15 protein-coding genes are annotated in these 16,666 nt (G+C 62.8%); 5 read left to right on the top strand and 10 right to left on the bottom strand.

The window, feature by feature from the left end:
- Window positions 1-22: 22 nt before the first annotated feature.
- Window positions 23-1,177, top strand: coding sequence for a Gfo/Idh/MocA family protein (locus SB822_RS35075; RefSeq protein WP_090838254.1), 1,155 nt, complete (start codon window positions 23-25; stop codon window positions 1,175-1,177).
- Window positions 1,178-1,741: 564 nt separating this feature from the next.
- Here the strand turns inward: SB822_RS35075 and SB822_RS35080 are convergent.
- The gene (locus tag SB822_RS35080; RefSeq protein WP_410856730.1) at window positions 1,742-2,008 is read right to left on the bottom strand and encodes a hypothetical protein; all 267 of its coding nucleotides are present in this window, start codon (window positions 2,006-2,008) and stop codon (window positions 1,742-1,744) included.
- 680 nt (window positions 2,009-2,688) lie between these two features.
- Here SB822_RS35080 and SB822_RS35085 point away from each other — a divergent pair.
- On the top strand, window positions 2,689-3,501 hold the full coding sequence (locus tag SB822_RS35085) for a class I SAM-dependent methyltransferase (protein WP_007747900.1): 813 nt from the start codon (window positions 2,689-2,691) through the stop codon (window positions 3,499-3,501).
- Between the two features lie 131 nt (window positions 3,502-3,632).
- On the opposite strand, the gene glmS is transcribed toward SB822_RS35085, so the two are convergent.
- The 5 genes from glmS to SB822_RS35110 all read right to left on the bottom strand — a co-directional run bounded on the left by glmS (window position 3,633) and on the right by SB822_RS35110 (window position 9,344).
- Window positions 3,633-5,450, bottom strand: coding sequence for a glutamine--fructose-6-phosphate transaminase (isomerizing) (gene glmS, locus SB822_RS35090; RefSeq protein WP_090838256.1), 1,818 nt, complete (start codon window positions 5,448-5,450; stop codon window positions 3,633-3,635).
- Window positions 5,451-5,510: 60 nt separating this feature from the next.
- Window positions 5,511-6,872, bottom strand: a complete 1,362-nt coding sequence (glmU, locus tag SB822_RS35095) for a bifunctional UDP-N-acetylglucosamine diphosphorylase/glucosamine-1-phosphate N-acetyltransferase GlmU (protein WP_090838258.1) — start codon at window positions 6,870-6,872, stop codon at window positions 5,511-5,513.
- A 130-nt stretch (window positions 6,873-7,002) separates the two neighbouring features.
- Window positions 7,003-8,007: a tRNA 2-thiocytidine(32) synthetase TtcA gene (gene ttcA / locus SB822_RS35100; protein WP_090838260.1), complete on the bottom strand. Its 1,005-nt coding sequence runs from the start codon at window positions 8,005-8,007 to the stop codon at window positions 7,003-7,005.
- Window positions 8,008-8,010: 3 nt separating this feature from the next.
- On the bottom strand, window positions 8,011-8,406 hold the full coding sequence (locus SB822_RS35105) for a dihydroneopterin aldolase (RefSeq protein WP_007747908.1): 396 nt from the start codon (window positions 8,404-8,406) through the stop codon (window positions 8,011-8,013).
- 107 nt (window positions 8,407-8,513) lie between these two features.
- The gene (locus SB822_RS35110) at window positions 8,514-9,344 is read right to left on the bottom strand and encodes an SDR family oxidoreductase (protein ID WP_090838262.1); all 831 of its coding nucleotides are present in this window, start codon (window positions 9,342-9,344) and stop codon (window positions 8,514-8,516) included.
- Between the two features lie 13 nt (window positions 9,345-9,357).
- Here SB822_RS35110 and SB822_RS35115 point away from each other — a divergent pair, with 13 nt between their 5' ends.
- Together SB822_RS35115 and SB822_RS35120 are read left to right on the top strand one after the other, a co-directional pair.
- Entirely contained in the window at window positions 9,358-10,551 is a 1,194-nt protein-coding gene (locus tag SB822_RS35115; protein ID WP_090838265.1) for a class I SAM-dependent methyltransferase, read from the top strand.
- 22 nt (window positions 10,552-10,573) lie between these two features.
- A complete protein-coding gene (locus SB822_RS35120; protein WP_007747914.1) occupies window positions 10,574-10,768 on the top strand; it encodes a DUF2905 domain-containing protein in 195 nt (64 codons plus the stop codon).
- A 1-nt stretch (window position 10,769) separates the two neighbouring features.
- On the opposite strand, the gene SB822_RS35125 is transcribed toward SB822_RS35120, so the two are convergent.
- From SB822_RS35125 to SB822_RS35140, 4 genes are all read right to left on the bottom strand, one after another.
- Complete coding sequence (locus SB822_RS35125; protein ID WP_090838267.1) at window positions 10,770-12,029, bottom strand: multifunctional CCA addition/repair protein; 1,260 nt, start codon at window positions 12,027-12,029, stop codon at window positions 10,770-10,772.
- The gene (locus SB822_RS35130; protein ID WP_079498768.1) at window positions 12,026-12,673 is read right to left on the bottom strand and encodes a glutathione S-transferase family protein; all 648 of its coding nucleotides are present in this window, start codon (window positions 12,671-12,673) and stop codon (window positions 12,026-12,028) included. Before SB822_RS35130 ends, SB822_RS35125 begins: the two co-directional genes overlap by 4 nt.
- Before the next feature lie 35 nt (window positions 12,674-12,708).
- A complete protein-coding gene (locus SB822_RS35135) occupies window positions 12,709-13,665 on the bottom strand; it encodes a complex I NDUFA9 subunit family protein (RefSeq protein WP_090838269.1) in 957 nt (318 codons plus the stop codon).
- Between the two features lie 91 nt (window positions 13,666-13,756).
- Window positions 13,757-15,730 carry a lytic transglycosylase domain-containing protein gene (locus tag SB822_RS35140; RefSeq protein ID WP_167449582.1) on the bottom strand — a complete coding sequence of 658 codons (1,974 nt, stop codon included), beginning with the start codon at window positions 15,728-15,730 and terminating at the stop codon, window positions 13,757-13,759.
- 31 nt (window positions 15,731-15,761) lie between these two features.
- On the opposite strand from SB822_RS35140, the gene SB822_RS35145 reads away from it, so the two are divergent.
- Window positions 15,762-16,370: a 5-formyltetrahydrofolate cyclo-ligase gene (locus SB822_RS35145; RefSeq protein WP_167449598.1), complete on the top strand. Its 609-nt coding sequence runs from the start codon at window positions 15,762-15,764 to the stop codon at window positions 16,368-16,370.
- Window positions 16,371-16,666 lie beyond the last annotated feature (296 nt).

The following is a 16,666-nucleotide window of genomic DNA, read 5'->3' on the forward strand; positions in this document are numbered from 1 at the left end:
ATTCGATAACGACGGAGACGACATGGTGACAAGCACGATTGGCCGGCGCATCCGGCTGGGTTTGATCGGCGGTGGGCCGGGGTCGATCATCGGCGAGACGCATCGTATTGCGGCACGCCTGGACGGCCAGTACGACATCGTCGCAGCCGCGCTGTCGTCGAATCCCGAACGCGCGCGGCAGGCGGCGCTCGACCTCGGCATCGGCGCGGAACGCGCGTATGCGTCGTGGCAACAGATGCTCGAAGCAGAAGCGGCGCGCCCGGATCGCATCGACGCCGTCGCGGTGATGACGCCCAACGACTCGCATCACCCGATCTGCATGCTGGCACTCGACCGTGGCTTTCACGTGATCTGCGACAAGCCGCTGGCCAACGATCTCGCGCAAGCACGCGAGATTGCCGCGCGCGCGAAGACGACGAACGCAGAGTTCTGCGTGACCTATTGCTACACAGGCTTTCCGATGGTGCGCCAGGCGCACGACATGATTCGCGCGGGCGAACTCGGCGAGATTCGCCAGGTGCATCTGCAATACGTGCAGAGCTATCTGGCCGGCCACGATCTGCCCGCAGGCTGGCGTACGGAAGCAGGACGCGCGGGCAGTTCGCTCGTGCTGATGGACATCGGCACGCATGCGTTTCATCTGGGCGCGTTCGTGACGGGGCTGGACGTGACGCGCTTGTGCGCGGACGTCGGGTCCGCGATTCCAGGCCGCCCCATCGACGATTACGTTTCCGCGTTGCTGCGCTACGAGAACGGCGCGCGCGGCTCGCTGTGGGTCACCAATGCCGCGGCGGGCTCGGAGCACGGATTGAGCTTCCGCATTCACGGCGACAAGGGCGGGCTCGAGTGGCATCAGGAGGAACCGAACAGGCTGATCCATCGGCGGCAGGACGCGTTCGAAGAGATCATCACGCGCCGGCTGGGACCCGCGACGAGCGAAGGCGCACAACGTTCGACGCGTATCGCGATCGGTCATCCCGAAGGTTATCTGGAAGCGTTCGCGAATCTTTATACGGAGTTCGCGCAGCGCGTTGCGACGCGAATAGGCGGCACACCCGGTGACGACCAGCCGACGCTCTTTCCCGGCGTCAGCGATGGCGTGAAGGGACTGGCATTCGTCGCCGCATCGGTGAAAAGCATGGCGACGGGCGGATGGCAGGACGTCGAGCGCATGTGAGAAGCGCTCGCAGCACGAAAAAAAAGCCCTGTTCCGCGGGGAACAGGGCTCGGTGGATGAGTCATATCGAACAGGCGCGTGGATGCTTGCCGACTGCTGCTCATCACGAGAAGCTCTTATTAGTAAAATGTCTTTTCGCTTCAATTGGTCCCGCGCCTACTCCTTGCTGCTAACCCCAACTGCATTTGATGAACCGGTCTTTCGACTGCCAGTTGCTTGTGTTGCGATTGCAATTTCAAACTGCCAATTCAAACTGCTGATCCCGTTGCTGCGAGTACTTCGTTTGTTACATCGACTTCCGTTGCTGCGCGTACTGCCACTTCGTTGACTGCCACTGCCGGTGCTTCCGTTGCTTCTGCTACTTCTGTTACGACTGCTGGCAACCTGCGGTCTTGCGCAACGCGGAGGGGAACCGCGTCGATGGGCTGTTGAATCGTCGCGCCATGGAAAGAAGTATAAGAGCCACCAGGCGCATTCAATCGGCGGAAGCGAGGGCGATTCGTGGCTCAGTTCGGCCGTTTGTCCGTACGGCCGTCAGTACGCCGGTAAGGCACCGTGTCGTGTTCAGTTCGCGTAGCGGCTGGTGATCGCGTTCGATCGATAGTAGCTGCCGAACAGCACGTCCGGATCCGCACGTTCTTCGACGGGCGTCTCGCTCAGCTCGCGGAATGTCGCGACGAGGCTTTGCCACGACGCGGACCAGCGTGTTTCTCTTAGACGGCTGCCTGTGCTGTCGGTGATACGCAGAACGCCGGTGTCGGGGAAAAAGGTCAGTGTGACCGCGATTCCATCGATGACACATGTCGCAGTACACGGTTTTGTTGCCAGCACGATCGCCTCCGGGGTGTTTTGGTGAGGTCCGCTTCATTGAGCGGGCGCGCCTTCTAACAGCAATGTGTATGCCCGTTTGCGGCTCGCAGACCTCGCGGCTTGCCACGCAAGCTTTGGCGGCGAATGAGGCTCGTGCGATTCGCGCGCGGCGAACGAATCCGGGCGCAGAAGTGTTGGCTCACGCCATACACATGAATCGCTTTGCCGGATGCGAATTCCGACAACGCGTTTTTTCAGACTGATGCCGTTCATCGCGCTGTTCACCGGACAGGCAGATCATCGCCCTGCCGTACATGCAGGCGCCACGCGCGGTTTGTTTACTGTCTTTGAAGTTATAAGTATGTATACGTAGTAGCAGTTAACAAGGGCATCCACTTTCTGTGGACAAGCGCCAAATCCGCTTTGCACTCAACGGATTGCGAAACGTATACCCTTGCGCATAAGCGTGGGACCGTTCGCCGCAAGTTTGAATAACTTGTCCCATGTTCGAGCACACCTCGTGTTTACCCAGAATCTGCCCACAGCAATCGCCTCCGTGATATCCCCATGTTGTCCATAGGATCGTGTGGACATCTGGATGTGCAGAGGTCAGCTGGGACGGTCTCGTGACGATTGGTCGTTGACCTCTGACGCGAGGGTCCTATAACGGAAGTGACTTGAAGCACCAAGGGGGAACGGCCATGAAAGAAGACCAGTTCAGTGCCTTCGAACATCGGGGATGGGAGCGCGTCGCGCAGCCTTATCACACGTTTTTCGGCAACCTGACCATCCAGTCGCACTGCGCCTTGCTCGATGCGCTGTCCGTTCGCCGTGGCGTGCGTCTGCTCGATGTCGCGTCGGGCCCTGGCTATCTCGCCGCTGCGGCTGCGCAGCGCGGCGCGGATGTCGTCGGGGTGGACTTCGCGGATTCGATGGTCGATCAGGCGAGGCGCATCTATCCCGCGCTGACGTTTCGCATCGGCAGCGCGGAAGACCTGCCCTTTCCCGACGATGATTTCGATGCCGTCGGCATCAGCTTCGGCATGCTGCATTTCTCGCATCCCGAGAAGGCGATCGAGGAAGCGTTCCGCGTGCTTCGGCCGGGTGGCAAGGTCGGCTTCACGGTATGGGCGTCGCAAGACAAGGCCGTCGGTTTCTCGATCGTGCTGAAGGCGATCGAGACGCATGGCCGGATGGACGTCCAGTTGCCCCCCGGGCCGCCCTTCTTCAGATTCAGCGACTGGGCGGAGTGCGAGCGTGTATTGCTGGCGGCGGGCTTTCGCGAGCCGCGCATCGAGGAAGTCGAGCAGACCTTGCATGCGCCCTCGCCCGATGCGCTGTTCGAGATGCTGTTGCGCGGCGGCGTGCGGGTTTCGGCGATTCTGAATGCGCAGACGCCGGATGCGCTGGCTGCGATCAGCAAGACGGTGCGCGAAGGCGCGTCGGCCTATGCCAGTGAGGATGAGGTGCGGATACCGATGCCGTGCGTGCTGGCCTATGCGACGAAGCCTTGAGTGCCGCGCGAGGGAAACACCAGGGGAAGAGCAAGGAGATTTGACTGGTTCTGGATACGTCCGCGAGCGCGGCGCCGTATCCAGAACGCAGGTGAGACGGTTACGACAACATCAACACAAAGCCACCCATCTCACTCCACTGTCACCGATTTCGCGAGATTACGCGGCTTGTCCACATCCGTGCCCCGCGAGCAAGCCGTGTGATACGCGAGCAACTGCAGCGGCACGACGTGCAGGATCGGCGACAGCAAGCCGTAATGCTCCGGCATGCGGATCACGTGGATACCTTCATCGTTGACGATCTTCGTATCGGCATCCGCAAACACATACAACTGACCGCCGCGCGCGCGCACTTCCTGAATGTTCGACTTGAGCTTTTCGAGCAGTGCATCGTTCGGCGCGACCGTCACCACCGGCATCGCTTCCGTCACGAGCGCGAGCGGCCCGTGCTTCAGCTCGCCCGCCGGATAAGCCTCGGCGTGGATGTACGAGATTTCCTTGAGCTTGAGCGCGCCTTCCAGCGCGATCGGATAGTGCAGGCCGCGGCCGAGGAACAGTGCGTTTTCCTTGCGCGAGAACTCTTCCGACCACGCGATGATCTGCGGCTCCAGCGCCAGCACGCTATTGAGCGCGGCAGGCAAGTGACGCAACTGGCGGATGTAGTCCGCTTCCTGCGCTGCGCTGACATGACCGCGCATCTTGCCGAGCGTCATGGCGAGCACGAACAGCGCGACCAGTTGCGTCGTGAAGGCCTTCGTCGACGCGACACCGATTTCGCGGCCCGCGTGCGTGAGGAACGACAGCTCCGTCAGGCGCACCATCGCGCTCGTGCCGACGTTGCACACCGACAGCGTGTGCTTGTGTCCCAGCGACTGCGCGTGCTTCAACGCCGCGAGCGTGTCGGCCGTTTCGCCCGATTGCGAAATCACGACGACGAGCGCCTTCGGATTCGGCACCGAATCGCGATAGCGATATTCGCTCGCGATCTCAACCTGCGTCGGAATCTTCGCGACGGATTCGAGCCAGTACTTCGCCGTCAGGCCCGAGTAGTAGCTCGTGCCGCACGCGAGAATCAGCAGACTGTCGATTTCCGAAAACGCCTTCGGCGCGTTTTCGCCGAACAGCGCCGCATCGAATGCATCCGCTTGCGGGATCGTGTCGGTGATCGCGCGCGGCTGCTCGAAAATTTCCTTCTGCATGAAATGGCGATACGGTCCGAGTTCGACCGCGCCGCCGTAGGCTGCCACCTGGCGCACTTCGCGATCGGCGGGATTGCCGTCGCGATCGAACACGCGCACCTTTTCCAGCGTCAGTTCGCAGACGTCGCCTTCTTCGAGGAAGATGAAGCGATCAGTGCTGCCCGCCAGCGCGAGCGCGTCGGATGCGAGGAAGTTCTCGCCCTCGCCGAGGCCGACGACGAGCGGCGAACCTTGACGCGCGCCCACCACCGTATGCGGCTGGTTCTTGTGCAGCACGGCGATTGCGTAGGCGCCATGCAGTTGCGCCGTCGCTTCGCGCACGGCCGCGAACAGATCGCCGCGATACAGGCTATGAACCAGATGCGCGATCACTTCCGTATCGGTCTGCGAGACGAACTCGTAGCCCTTGCCGCGCAGCATCTCGCGCAGCGACTCATAGTTCTCGATGATGCCGTTGTGCACCAGCGCCAGTTCGTTGCGCGAGAAGATCGGGTGCGCGTTGTCCGTGACGGGCGCGCCATGCGTGGCCCAGCGTGTGTGGGCGATGCCCGTCGCGCCTTCGAGGTGCGTCTCGCGCACCTGGTCGTCGAGATCGGCGACGCGCGCTACGCTGCGCGCGCGCTTCGGCTCGCCGTTCGCCAGCACGGCGACGCCGCATGAGTCATAGCCGCGATATTCGAGGCGACGCAGTCCTTCGATCAGGACGGGAACGATGTTTCGCTGCGCAACAGCGCCGACAATGCCGCACATATTCAATGGTCCTTTGCAGAGTTAGGGGTCGAGGCGCGCGCCTCGCACGCGCGGTTCCCTTCAGCTTTTCTTTTTCGTCGGGCGCACGTAGCCCGTCTTGCCTATCTGGGTCTTTTCGTTGAGCACCAGCAGGCCTTCTTCGACATCCTTCCAGACCGTCGTGCCCGCCGCGATCGTCACGCCGCGGCCGATGCGCACGGGCGCCACCAGTTGCGTATCCGAGCCGACGAACACGTCGTCTTCGATGACCGTGCGGAACTTGTTGGCGCCGTCGTAGTTGCAGGTGATCGTGCCCGCGCCGATATTCACGCGCGCGCCGACGTCCGAATCGCCGATATACGACAGGTGATTCGCCTTCGAGCCACGGCCAAGCACCGCATTCTTCACTTCGACGAAGTTGCCGACGTGCGTTTCGTCCGCAAGCGTCGCGCCTGGACGCAGCCGCGCATACGGACCGAGCACGGCCTGCGCGCCGACCTGCGCACCTTCGATATGCGTATACGCGTCGATACGCGTGCCCGCGCCAACCGAGGCATTACGGATCACGCAGTTCGGTCCGATCGATACGTTGTCGGCCAGCGTCACCTTGCCTTCAAACACGCAGTTCACGTCGATCGACACATCCCGGCCGCATTCGAGCGTGCCGCGCACGTCGATACGCGCCGGGTCGGCGATCGTCACGCCCGCGACGAGCAGTTCGTCAGCGACGTTGCGCTGATGGATGCGTTCGAGTTCCGCGAGTTGCTGCTTGCTGTTGACGCCCAGCGTTTCCCATTCTTCGTCGGGCTGCGCGGTGACGGCTTCGATACCCGCTTCGATCGCGAGTTCGACTACGTCGGTGAGATAGAACTCGCCCTGCGCATTGTCGTTCTTCAGCGACGACAGCCAGCCGTCGAGGCGCTTCGTCGGCATCACGACGATGCCCGTGTTGATCTCGGCAATCTTCTGCTGTTCCGGCGTCGCGTCTTTCTGCTCGACGATGCGCTCCACCTTGCCCTGCGCATCGCGCACGATACGGCCGTAACCGGTGGGATCGTCGAGCGTGACGGTCAGCACGCCGTAGCCGTCGTGGCCCGCCGCGTCAGTCAGACGCTTGAGCGTGCTCGTCTTCGTGAGCGGCACGTCGCCATACAGCACGAGCGTCGGCGCGGACGCATCGAGCAGCGGCAACGCCTGCTGTACCGCGTGTCCTGTGCCGAGTTGCTGTTCCTGCAATGCGAACTGTACATCGGGCGCCGCGACGGCTTCGCGCACCTGTTCCGCGCCATGACCGATCACGACGACGAGACGCGTCGGATTCAGTGTGCGGGCGGTGTCGATGACATGAGCAAGAAGCGGCCGACCGGCCAGGGGATGAAGCACCTTTGGCAATGCCGAGCGCATGCGCTTGCCGGTGCCTGCCGCCAGGATCACGATGTTCATGACGTGGGCGTATGTGACGAGTTTGGAGTGGGCGATTCTAGCACGCTGAGTGTGACTGCAACGTGGCCTTCCAGACCGAAATCACCCCGCAAATGCCTGTTTTAAAAGGATTTGCGGGATGGGTGAAGTGTCAAATATCGTCGAATTGCACGAAGGAAATCGTTTGCGATGCCGGCTGCATCCCTTCTGATGCGGAATCGGTCGAACACGGCTCTTCGTCGAAGGCGATATCGCCTTGCACATCGGCTTCGCCCGTGGCGCGCAACGATGCGAACGGAAACAGCTTGTGATCCATCAGATGCGAAGGCACGACATTCGACAATGCATTGAACATGTTGTCGACGCGCCCCGGAAAACGCTTGTCCCATTCGCGGATCAGCGCCTTCATTTCCGCGCGTTTCAAATTCGGCTGACTGCCGCACAGGGTGCACGGAATGATCGGGAATTGACGCAGTTCGGCGTATTTCTCGAGATCGGTTTCCTTCACATACGCCAGCGGCCGGATCACGACGTTCTTGCCATCGTCCGATTGCAGCTTGGGCGGCATGCCCTTCAGCTTGCCGCCGTAGAAAAGATTCAGCAGCAGCGTCTGCAGGATGTCGTCGCGATGATGGCCCAGCGCGATCTTGGTCGCGCCGAGTTCGCCCGCCACGCGGTAGAGGATGCCGCGCCGCAGGCGCGAGCACAGCGAGCAGGTCGTCTTGCCCTCGGGCACGAGCCGCTTGACGATGCTGTACGTGTCCTGGTTCTCGATATGAAACGGAATGTCGAGCTTGCTCAGGTACTCGGGCAGCACGTGCTCGGGAAAGCCCGGCTGCTTCTGGTCGAGATTCACGGCGACGATGTCGAAGTTGATCGGCGCGCGCTCGCGCAGCCGCATCAGGATCTCCAGCATCGCGTAGCTGTCCTTGCCGCCCGACAGGCACACCATCACCTTGTCGCCGTCCTCGATCATGTTGAAGTCGCCGATCGCCTGGCCGACCTGGCGCGCGAGGCGCTTGAACAGCTTGTTGTTCTCGTACGCCTCTTTCTGCTCGCGGCGCGTGAGCGCGCGCTTGGGTTCGGCGGTTTCGACTTGAGCTTCGGCAATGGGCGCGGCCGCGTCGACGCCCGTCAGCGTTTCGGGAGCGTTCATCGCTCAGACCTCTTTGATATGGAAGACTTCGACGCCCACGGCATCGCAGTCGGGATAAACATCGGGCTTTTCCGTCGACAGACGCACGCCGCGCACTTGCGGATGCGCGAGCAGCGCTTTCGCGAGGTCGTCGCAGAGCGTTTCCTGCAGATGGATGTGCCCCTGGCTCACGCGCTGCGCGATCGTCGAACGCATGAAGTCGTAATCGACGACTTCGCGCAGCTTGTCTTCGACGGGCGTGGACAGCGCGAGCGGCACGAACAGTTCGACGTTGATCACCACGCGCTGCTCGCCGCGCTTTTCGAACTCGTGCACGCCGATGTTGATGTGCACCTCGTAATCGCGCAGAAAGAGCCGGCGGCAATCAGCGAGCCGGGGATGAAGCAAAGCGGCAGACATGTTCGTTCCAGTACAAAAAGGGTGCGTGCGAACCCGCACGCAGTTGCAATTGGGCGCGCCGTGCAGCGCGCCGGAGGGCGCAACGTCTAACGACGGCTAACCGTGGGTCAGCGGTCGGCGCCCGTCAAAAACATCACATCACGCGGCAGCGGCACGAGATGCTGGCCGCCGTCGACAACCAGCGTCGTGCCCGTGACGCCGCGCGCATCCGCGAGATACAGCGCCGCCGCGACGAGATCCTCGATGCGCGACGCATGGCCGAGCGGCGTCACCTTGTGCGCGGCCGCGAAGCTTTCCGGGGTCTGATCGCCGGATCGCAGCGTGAGGCCGGGCGCAAGACCCACGACGCGCACCTTCGGCGCCAGCGCCTGCGCAAGCGCGACGGTCGCCGTGCCGAGCGCGGCCTTCGACAGCGTGTACGACAGGTAATCCGGATTCATGTTGTAGAGCTTCTGGTCGAGCACGTTGATGACCGCCGCGCGCAGCGACTCGTCGTGACGCGCCGCCTCGGGCGTAACCTCATACAACATCCGCGCGAGCACGAGCGGCGCGCCGACGTTGATCGACGTCAGATGCAGCAGCTTCGCGTAGCTGACGTCGAGCGCGGTGTCCTCGTCGAACATCGACGCGTTGTTCACGATGCACGACGGACGCCCGAGCGCCGCCGTGCATTCGGGCACGAGCCGCTCCACTTCCGCCTCGACGGACAGATCCGCCTTCAGCGCGACGGCGCGCCGCCCGAGCGCGGCGATTTCCGCGACGACCTCGTCGGCTTTCGCCTTCGACGAGCCGTAATGCACGGCCACGTCCCAGCCCGCCGCGGCAAAGCCCAGCGCGAGGCCACGGCCGATCCGGTGCCCGGCGCCCGTGACGAGCACGGTGCGGGCAGGCCGGTCGGGACGGCCGCTGGCGGCGAAAGTATCGTTCGAGGCGGTCATTTACAATGCGGGGATGAATCCGAAAGCTCACCAACCCGATAGTTTACCTGCTCCCGGCCCGACCGCGCTCGCGCAGTCGGAAGCGCTGGTTTCGCAGATTCGCGCGGAGATCGACGCAAACGGCGGCTGGATGCCGTTCGATCGCTACATGGAGCGCGCGTTGTACGCGCCGGGACTGGGCTATTACAGCGGCGGCGCGATCAAGTTCGGCCGACGCGCGGAGGATGGCAGCGACTTCGTGACGGCGCCGGAACTGTCGCCGCTGTTCGCGCAAACGCTCGCGCGGCCCGTCGCGCAGGCGCTGGAAATGAGCGGCACGCGGCACGTGATGGAGTTCGGCGCGGGCACAGGCAAGCTGGCTGCCGGTCTGCTCAACGCTCTGGATGAGCTGGGCACGCAGTTCGACACGTATTCGATCGTCGATCTGTCGGGCGAATTGCGCGAGCGCCAGCGCGAAACGATCGAAGCGCACGCGCCCGGCTTGGCTACGCGCGTGCGCTGGCTCGACGCGTTGCCCGAGCAGTTCGAAGGCGTCGTGGTCGGCAACGAAGTGCTCGACGCGATGCCCGTGCGGCTGTTCGCCCGCATCGGCGACGAGTGGCACGAGCGCGGCGTTACGGTGAAAGACGGCGCGCTGCAATTCGAAGACCGCCCCGTTCCATCGACGCACGATGCCGCCTTCCTGCGCGATCTGGAGATCGAAGGCGATCACGACTACGTGACGGAAACGCACGACGCCGCCCTCGCCTTCACGCGCACCGTCTGCACGATGCTCACGCGCGGCGCGGTGTTGCTGATCGACTACGGCTTTCCGCGTCACGAGTTCTATCACGCCCAGCGCGCGCAAGGCACGCTGATGTGCCACTACCGGCACCGCGCGCACGGCGATCCGTTTCTCTACCCGGGCTTGCAGGACATTACCGCGCACGTCGAATTTACCGGTATCGCCGAAGCGGGCGTCGATGCGGGCGCGGACCTGCTCGGCTATACGTCGCACGCGCGTTTTCTGATGAACGCGGGTATCACGGAAGCGTTGAGCACGATCGATCCATCCGACATTCCCAACTTCCTGCCCGCCGCCAACGCGGTGCAGAAGCTGCTGTCGGAAGCCGAGATGGGCGAGCTGTTCAAGGTGATCGCGTTTTCACGCGGCATCGACGGCACGCTCGACGCGTTCGTGCGCGGCGACCGCTCGCATACGCTCTGAGCTTTAAGTCGAGGCACACACGATGATCCGCTGGCTGCTGACTACTTTCATCGCGGTGGCCGTGCTGTCGGCGTGCTGGCCGTGGCTGCGCAAGCTGGGCATCGGCAGGATGCCGGGCGATGTCACGCTGCGGCTGTTCGGGAAGGAGTATCCGTTCCCGTTCATGTCGACGCTGGTGCTGTCGATGCTGCTGTCGCTGCTTGCGCGGTTGCTCTGACCTACTCTGCCTCTTCCTCTGACGCCGTTTCGCTCAACGCCTTCGCGACTGCGCGCACGCGCTCGCGATGCACGGCATCCTTGATCTTCGCCGGATCGCTTTCATAGGCCTTCGCGACTGCGCCCGCATCGACGGCACGCGCGGCGACCAGAGCCTGGCGCAGACGCTCCGCTTGCGGATAGGCCTTCGCTTCGAAGCCGAGCCGGCCGCGCGCATCGGCTTCACAAGCCTGAAGCGCTTCGGCGAAACGCGCGGGCTTGCGCAGCGCGTCGCTGCGCTCGAAAAGCCGCACGATGCCCGCCGCCTTCGTCTCCATCACATGATGAATATTGCCGTGCTCGCGTGCCACCAGCAGCGCGAGATCGCGGCATTCGTTCGGCACGCGCAGACGTTCGCACAAAGGCTTCAGCAGATTGACACTGCGCCCTTCGTGCCCGATATGACGCGGCAACACATCTTCAGGTGTGGTCGCCTTGCCGAGATCGTGCGTTAGCGCGGCGAAGCGCACCGCGAGCGCATAGTTCTGCGCGGCGGCGTGATCGACGACCATCATCACGTGCACGCCCGTATCCACTTCCGGGTGATAGTCGGCGCGCTGCGGCACGCCGTACAGCGCGTCGATCTCCGGCAGAATGCGCGCGAGCGCGCCGCATTCGCGCAGCACGTCGAACATCCGCGACGGCTTCTTCTCCATCAGTCCGCGCGACAGTTCCTGCCACACGCGCTCAGGCACGAGCGCATCCACTTCGCCCGCTTCGACCATCTTGCGCATCAACGCCAATGTGTCGGGCGCGACAGTAAAACTCGTGAAACGCGCCGAGAAACGCGCGACGCGCAGAATGCGCACCGGGTCTTCGAGAAACGCATCGCTGACATGCCGGAACACGCGTTGCTTCAGATCGTCCTGGCCGTTGAACGGATCGATCACGGGACCGGTCAACTCGCCGTCCGGCGTGACTTCGCGCGCCATCGCATTGACCGTGAGGTCGCGCCGCGCGAGGTCCTCTTCGAGCGTCACATCGGGCGCGTAGAAAAACTGGAAGCCGTGGTAACCCGCCGACGTTTTGCGTTCGGTCCGCGCAAGCGCGTATTCCTCGTGCGTGTCGGGATGCAGAAAAACCGGAAAGTCCTTGCCGACCGGGCGAAAGCCCTTTGCGACCATCTGCTCGGGCGTGGCGCCCACCACGACGTAATCGCGGTCCTGCACGGGCATCCCAAGCAGCTCATCGCGGATCGCACCGCCTACTGCGTAGATATTCATGCGCAGGTGTCTTGATAGGGGATGCGATGTGTCTCTTGCAATGCGTCGTCGATCCACGCCTTGACCGCGGGCTGCGCCGTCACGCGGCGTGAATAGGCAAGCGCCGCTTCCGACAGCTTCGGTTGCCACGTATTGAAGCGCATCACGACGGGCGCATACATCGCATCGGCAATCGTGAATTCGCCGAACAGGAACGGACCGCCATACGTTGCCAGGCACTCGCTCCAGAGCGCGTCGATACGCTCGATGTCGGCCAGTGCTTCGGGTGTCGCGCCCTTGCCCGGAAACGACGCGCGAATGTTCATCCACATGTTGTTGCGCAGCGCGCCGAAACCGGAATGCATCTCGGCGCTGACGCTGCGCGCATGGCCGCGCGCGACGGCGTCGCGCGGCCACATCGCATGTTGCGGATAACGTTCGGCGAGCGTCTCGCAGATCGCGAGCGAATCCCACACGGTGACGCCGTCGTCGGCAATCAGACACGGCACTTTGCCCGAAGGCGAATGCTCGAGGATCGACGCTTTCGACTCTGCCTCATTGAGCAGAACCATCACCTCTTCAAATGCAATGCCGAAGTGTTTGAGCACGAGCCACGGCCGCATCGACCACGACGAATAGTTCTTGTCACCGATAACGAGTTTCATGCTTCGCCAGAAAGTGGATTGAAACGATAAAAAGTTTAGCGGCCCGCGCTCGCGCGGAACGCGTTGAAGCGCGAACGGAACGACGAACCCGTCAGATACACGGGCGCGATCGTTTCGATGCTGGCCGGTTCGATATCGAGCTCGGGCGCGAGCGGCGCGCTCAGCACGGCGTCGATTTTCATCGAATCGAGATTGTCGCGCGAAATGACGGGTTCGCCGGGCGCCAGCTCGAACGAAAGCGCCTGCAATCGCGCCAGCGAATCCGGCAAGCGGATGATGCGCGCATGCTTGCCGATCACGTCGCCGCAGTATTCGACGAGCGCTTCGAGCGTGTACACCGACGGCCCGCCAAGCTCATACGTGCGGCCTGTCGATGCATCGAGATCCAGCACGTTGACGATCGCCTTCGCGACATCGCCGACAAAGATCGGCTGAAAGCGGGCGTTGGGTTTCGCGAGCGGAATGACGGGGAACATGCGCTGCAGGAACGCGAACTTGTTGAGGAACGCGTCTTCGGGGCCGAACACGACCGACGGGCGAAAGATGGTCGATGCAAGCATCGATGAAGCATGCACCGCGCGCTCGCCGTCGCCCTTCGAGCGCAGATACATGCTCGGCCCGCGCGGGTCGGCGCCGATCGCGCTAATATGGATCAGCCTGTGCACGCCCTTGCCTTCGCAGGCGGAAACGATCTTCGTCGGCAGTTCGACATGAGCTTTCGCGAACTCGGGTCCGTACGGGTCGCCGCGATGACCGTGCAATACGCCGACGAGATTGATGACGGCATCCGCGCCCTCGACGAAGCGCGCAAGCTGGATGGGATCGAACACATCGGTTTCGATCACATCGATGGGAAGCAGTGTGAGATGCCGCGCGTTATAGCGACGGCGAGTGGCAATGCGTACCGTCTTGCCCAGTTCGACGAGCGCGTTGACGAGATGACTGCCGATAAACCCGGAACCGCCGACGATTGCGATGGTTTGATGTCGCATTTTTCGACTCCCTGATGGAAGCCGCGGCAACGGCTGAGGTCGTGCTCCGCCGCGTGCGTGACGGATCACGCGGCGGCGGCATGGCGCATCGTTACTGCAACGGCTGGATATAACCCAGACGCGCCTTCAGCGATTGCGGACGGCCTTCGAACAACGCTGCATAGTAGACCGTGTTGGACAGCACGTTCTTCACGTAGTCACGCGTTTCCTGGAACGGAATGGCTTCCGCGAAAATCGCGCCTTCGACACCGCGCGGCAACGTTGAGCGCCAGTTGCGCGGACGGCCCGGACCTGCGTTGTAACCTGCCGTGGCAAGCACGGCGGACCCGTCGAACTCATTGTAGATCATCGACAGATAGTTCGTGCCGAGCAGGATATTGGTGTTGATGTCGTTCATCTGCGCGCGCGAAATCGTGCCGAGACCGATCTTCTTGGCGACCAGTTGCGCGGTGCCCGGCATCAGCTGCATCAGGCCGCTCGCGCCGACTTCCGAGCGCGCGTTCATGATGAAACGCGACTCCTGACGGATCAGACCATACGCCCATTCGACGTCGAGCCCGTTCGACTGCGCGTCGCGCTCGACGATATCGCGGAACGGCGACAGGTAGCGCAGCGAGAAGTCGTGCTCGGTCTTCGTGCGGTCGGCCGTGTTCACGGCGCGGTCATACAGTTCGATACGGCGCGCGTATTCGGCTGTCGCGATCAACTGGCGGTCCGTCATGCTGCGCAGCGGCCAGTTCCATTCGCGGTTGCCTTCCAGACGCAGATTCAGCTGATAGAACTTCTGTGCAAGCGCGAAGCCTGGCGTGTTGCCGGCCTGCTCGACTTCGGCGTCCGTGACCGTGGTCTTCGGCGGCACGACGATCTTCTGGCCGAGTTCTTCCGCGGCAAGCTGGCCGTAGAAATTGAACTGCTGCGAGATCGACTCGAACTCCTGGTTGGCCGTGACGACATCGCCCGCCTGTTTCAAAGCGCGCGCGTGCCAGTAGACCCACGTAGGCTGGCTGCGCAGCGCAGGCGGCATCTGTTCGACCGACCAGCGCACCATCGTCCAGTCGCCGGCGAGCAGCGCGAGGCGCGTGCGCCATTCGTATGCGGGATTCGACAGCGGCGCATTCGCCGACAGCCGATACCAGTCTACGGCGCCCGGCATCTGCTTGGAGGCCGCCTGATAGGCGATCGTGCCCCAGCCGATGGCACGCTCGGGCGAAGTCAGCGACGGCGCGACGGAACCGAAGGTCGCGGCGGCCATGGCGGGATCGTTGCGGGCCATGCGCGTGATCGCGAGCAGCGCTAGCTGATGCGATTGCGGATCGGCGCCGACGCCGCGCGCGAGCAGGAGCGGCGGCGTGGTCGCGGCCTGGTCGAACAGCGTCGGATCGGGACGGGCGTTGCCCAGCGCATCGACGAGCTTGGCGCCCGTGCTGGTCTGGTTCTGTTCATACGCGAGACGGATCTGCTGCCACACGTCGTCGGTGGTGAACTGCTGGTTGATTGCCAGCGACGTGATCAGATCGACACAGCCGTCGCCATAGTTGCGCGGATCGACGAGCAGCGCGCGCGCCGGTTCGACCACGTTCTCACCCTTTGCCGCGCGTGATTCGAGCGCGTAGCACTTCACCTGCGTGTCGTCGTTCAGCACGAAGCGCGCGTATTGCTGGTCGAAGTTTTTCCAGTCGTGGCGCGCGCCGAGCACGACGAGGTAGTCGTTGCGCATGCGGTCGGCGATGGCCTGGCCGTCGTAGCGTTGCAGGAACGACAGCACGGGCGCGTCGGGCGCGTCGATACGCGGATGGCCCGAGCCGTCGAACAGCTGCGGTTTCAACTGGAAATATTCCAGATACGACGGCGCCGGGTAATCCGGAATCATCGCTGCGAGCTGCGCGGCGCGGCCTGCGTCGTTATTGCGCGCTGCCTCGCGCAATTGCATGAAAGTCTGGTCGTCGTTGGTGAGTTGGGAAAGCGGGATCGGCTTGACGGCGGAGGCCGTGCTGCACGCGACGAGTGCCGCCGCGGCGAGCGCCAGACTGGCCGCGCGATATACTCGGAAGAGGCGTTTGGACATCGTTATTTCTAGAGCGTTTCTGGAGCGCGAATTGAACTCAAGCATAGCATGCAACCCCACCGCAAAATCGAAAAAGGAACTGCGTGCCGCGCTGCTGGAAGCACGTCTGCATGCGGCTCTCGATGCGGCGGGCAATGATGCCCTGAGGCGTCGGGTGCTGGATGTGTTAACGGTTTATTCGCCGGCAAGTGTAGGGTTGTACTGGCCTTTGTCAGGGGAGTTCGACATTCGGTCTGTGATTGCCACGTGGCTCGCTGGCGATGTTGCGCGGCGCGCGAGTTTGCCTGTGATTACTGGCCGTGATCGGCCGCTGGAATTTCATGTCTGGACGCCTGATATGCCGATGCAGGTCGGGGCTCATCGGATTCATGAACCGACTTCCGGCGAAGTGATTACGCCTGATTTGTTGTTTGTGCCGTGTGTTGGGTTTGATGTGGATGGGTATCGGCTTGGGTATGGTGGTGGGTATTACGACCGTACGCTCGCCGTGTTTCGCGAAGCTGGGAAGGTGCCTGTGACCGTCGGTGTCGCGTATGAGGTGTGCCGGGCTGGCACGATGCAGCGGGAAGCGCATGATATTCCGCTTGATGTTGTCGTTACTGAGGGTTCTTGTTATCCGGAAGGGGCGCGGGGTTTGTAGTAGTGGTTTTTTTGCTGGTAGCGCGGGCATTCGTGTAGCGCCTTTGCGGCGCGGGCGGTTTGGTTTTTTTGCTTTGCGCTGGCATCTGTGTGGCGTTTTTGGGCTTTCGCTGGCATCCGCGCCTTCGTGCTTCAAGCGTCGCCCCTGTGCGGGGCGGCACCTACTTTTCTTTGCCGCCGCAAAGAAAAGTAGGCAAAAGAAAGCGGCTAACACCGCCAACATTTCTTCTTGCCTGAGGGCCCCCAACCGGTCCTACACTTCACGCGGCAACGTCCCTGTTCGCGCGCGTTGCCAAC

It is taken from the genome of Paraburkholderia sp. SIMBA_054 (genome assembly GCF_046534875.1).
Taxonomy (GTDB): Bacteria; Pseudomonadota; Gammaproteobacteria; order Burkholderiales; family Burkholderiaceae; genus Paraburkholderia; species Paraburkholderia hospita.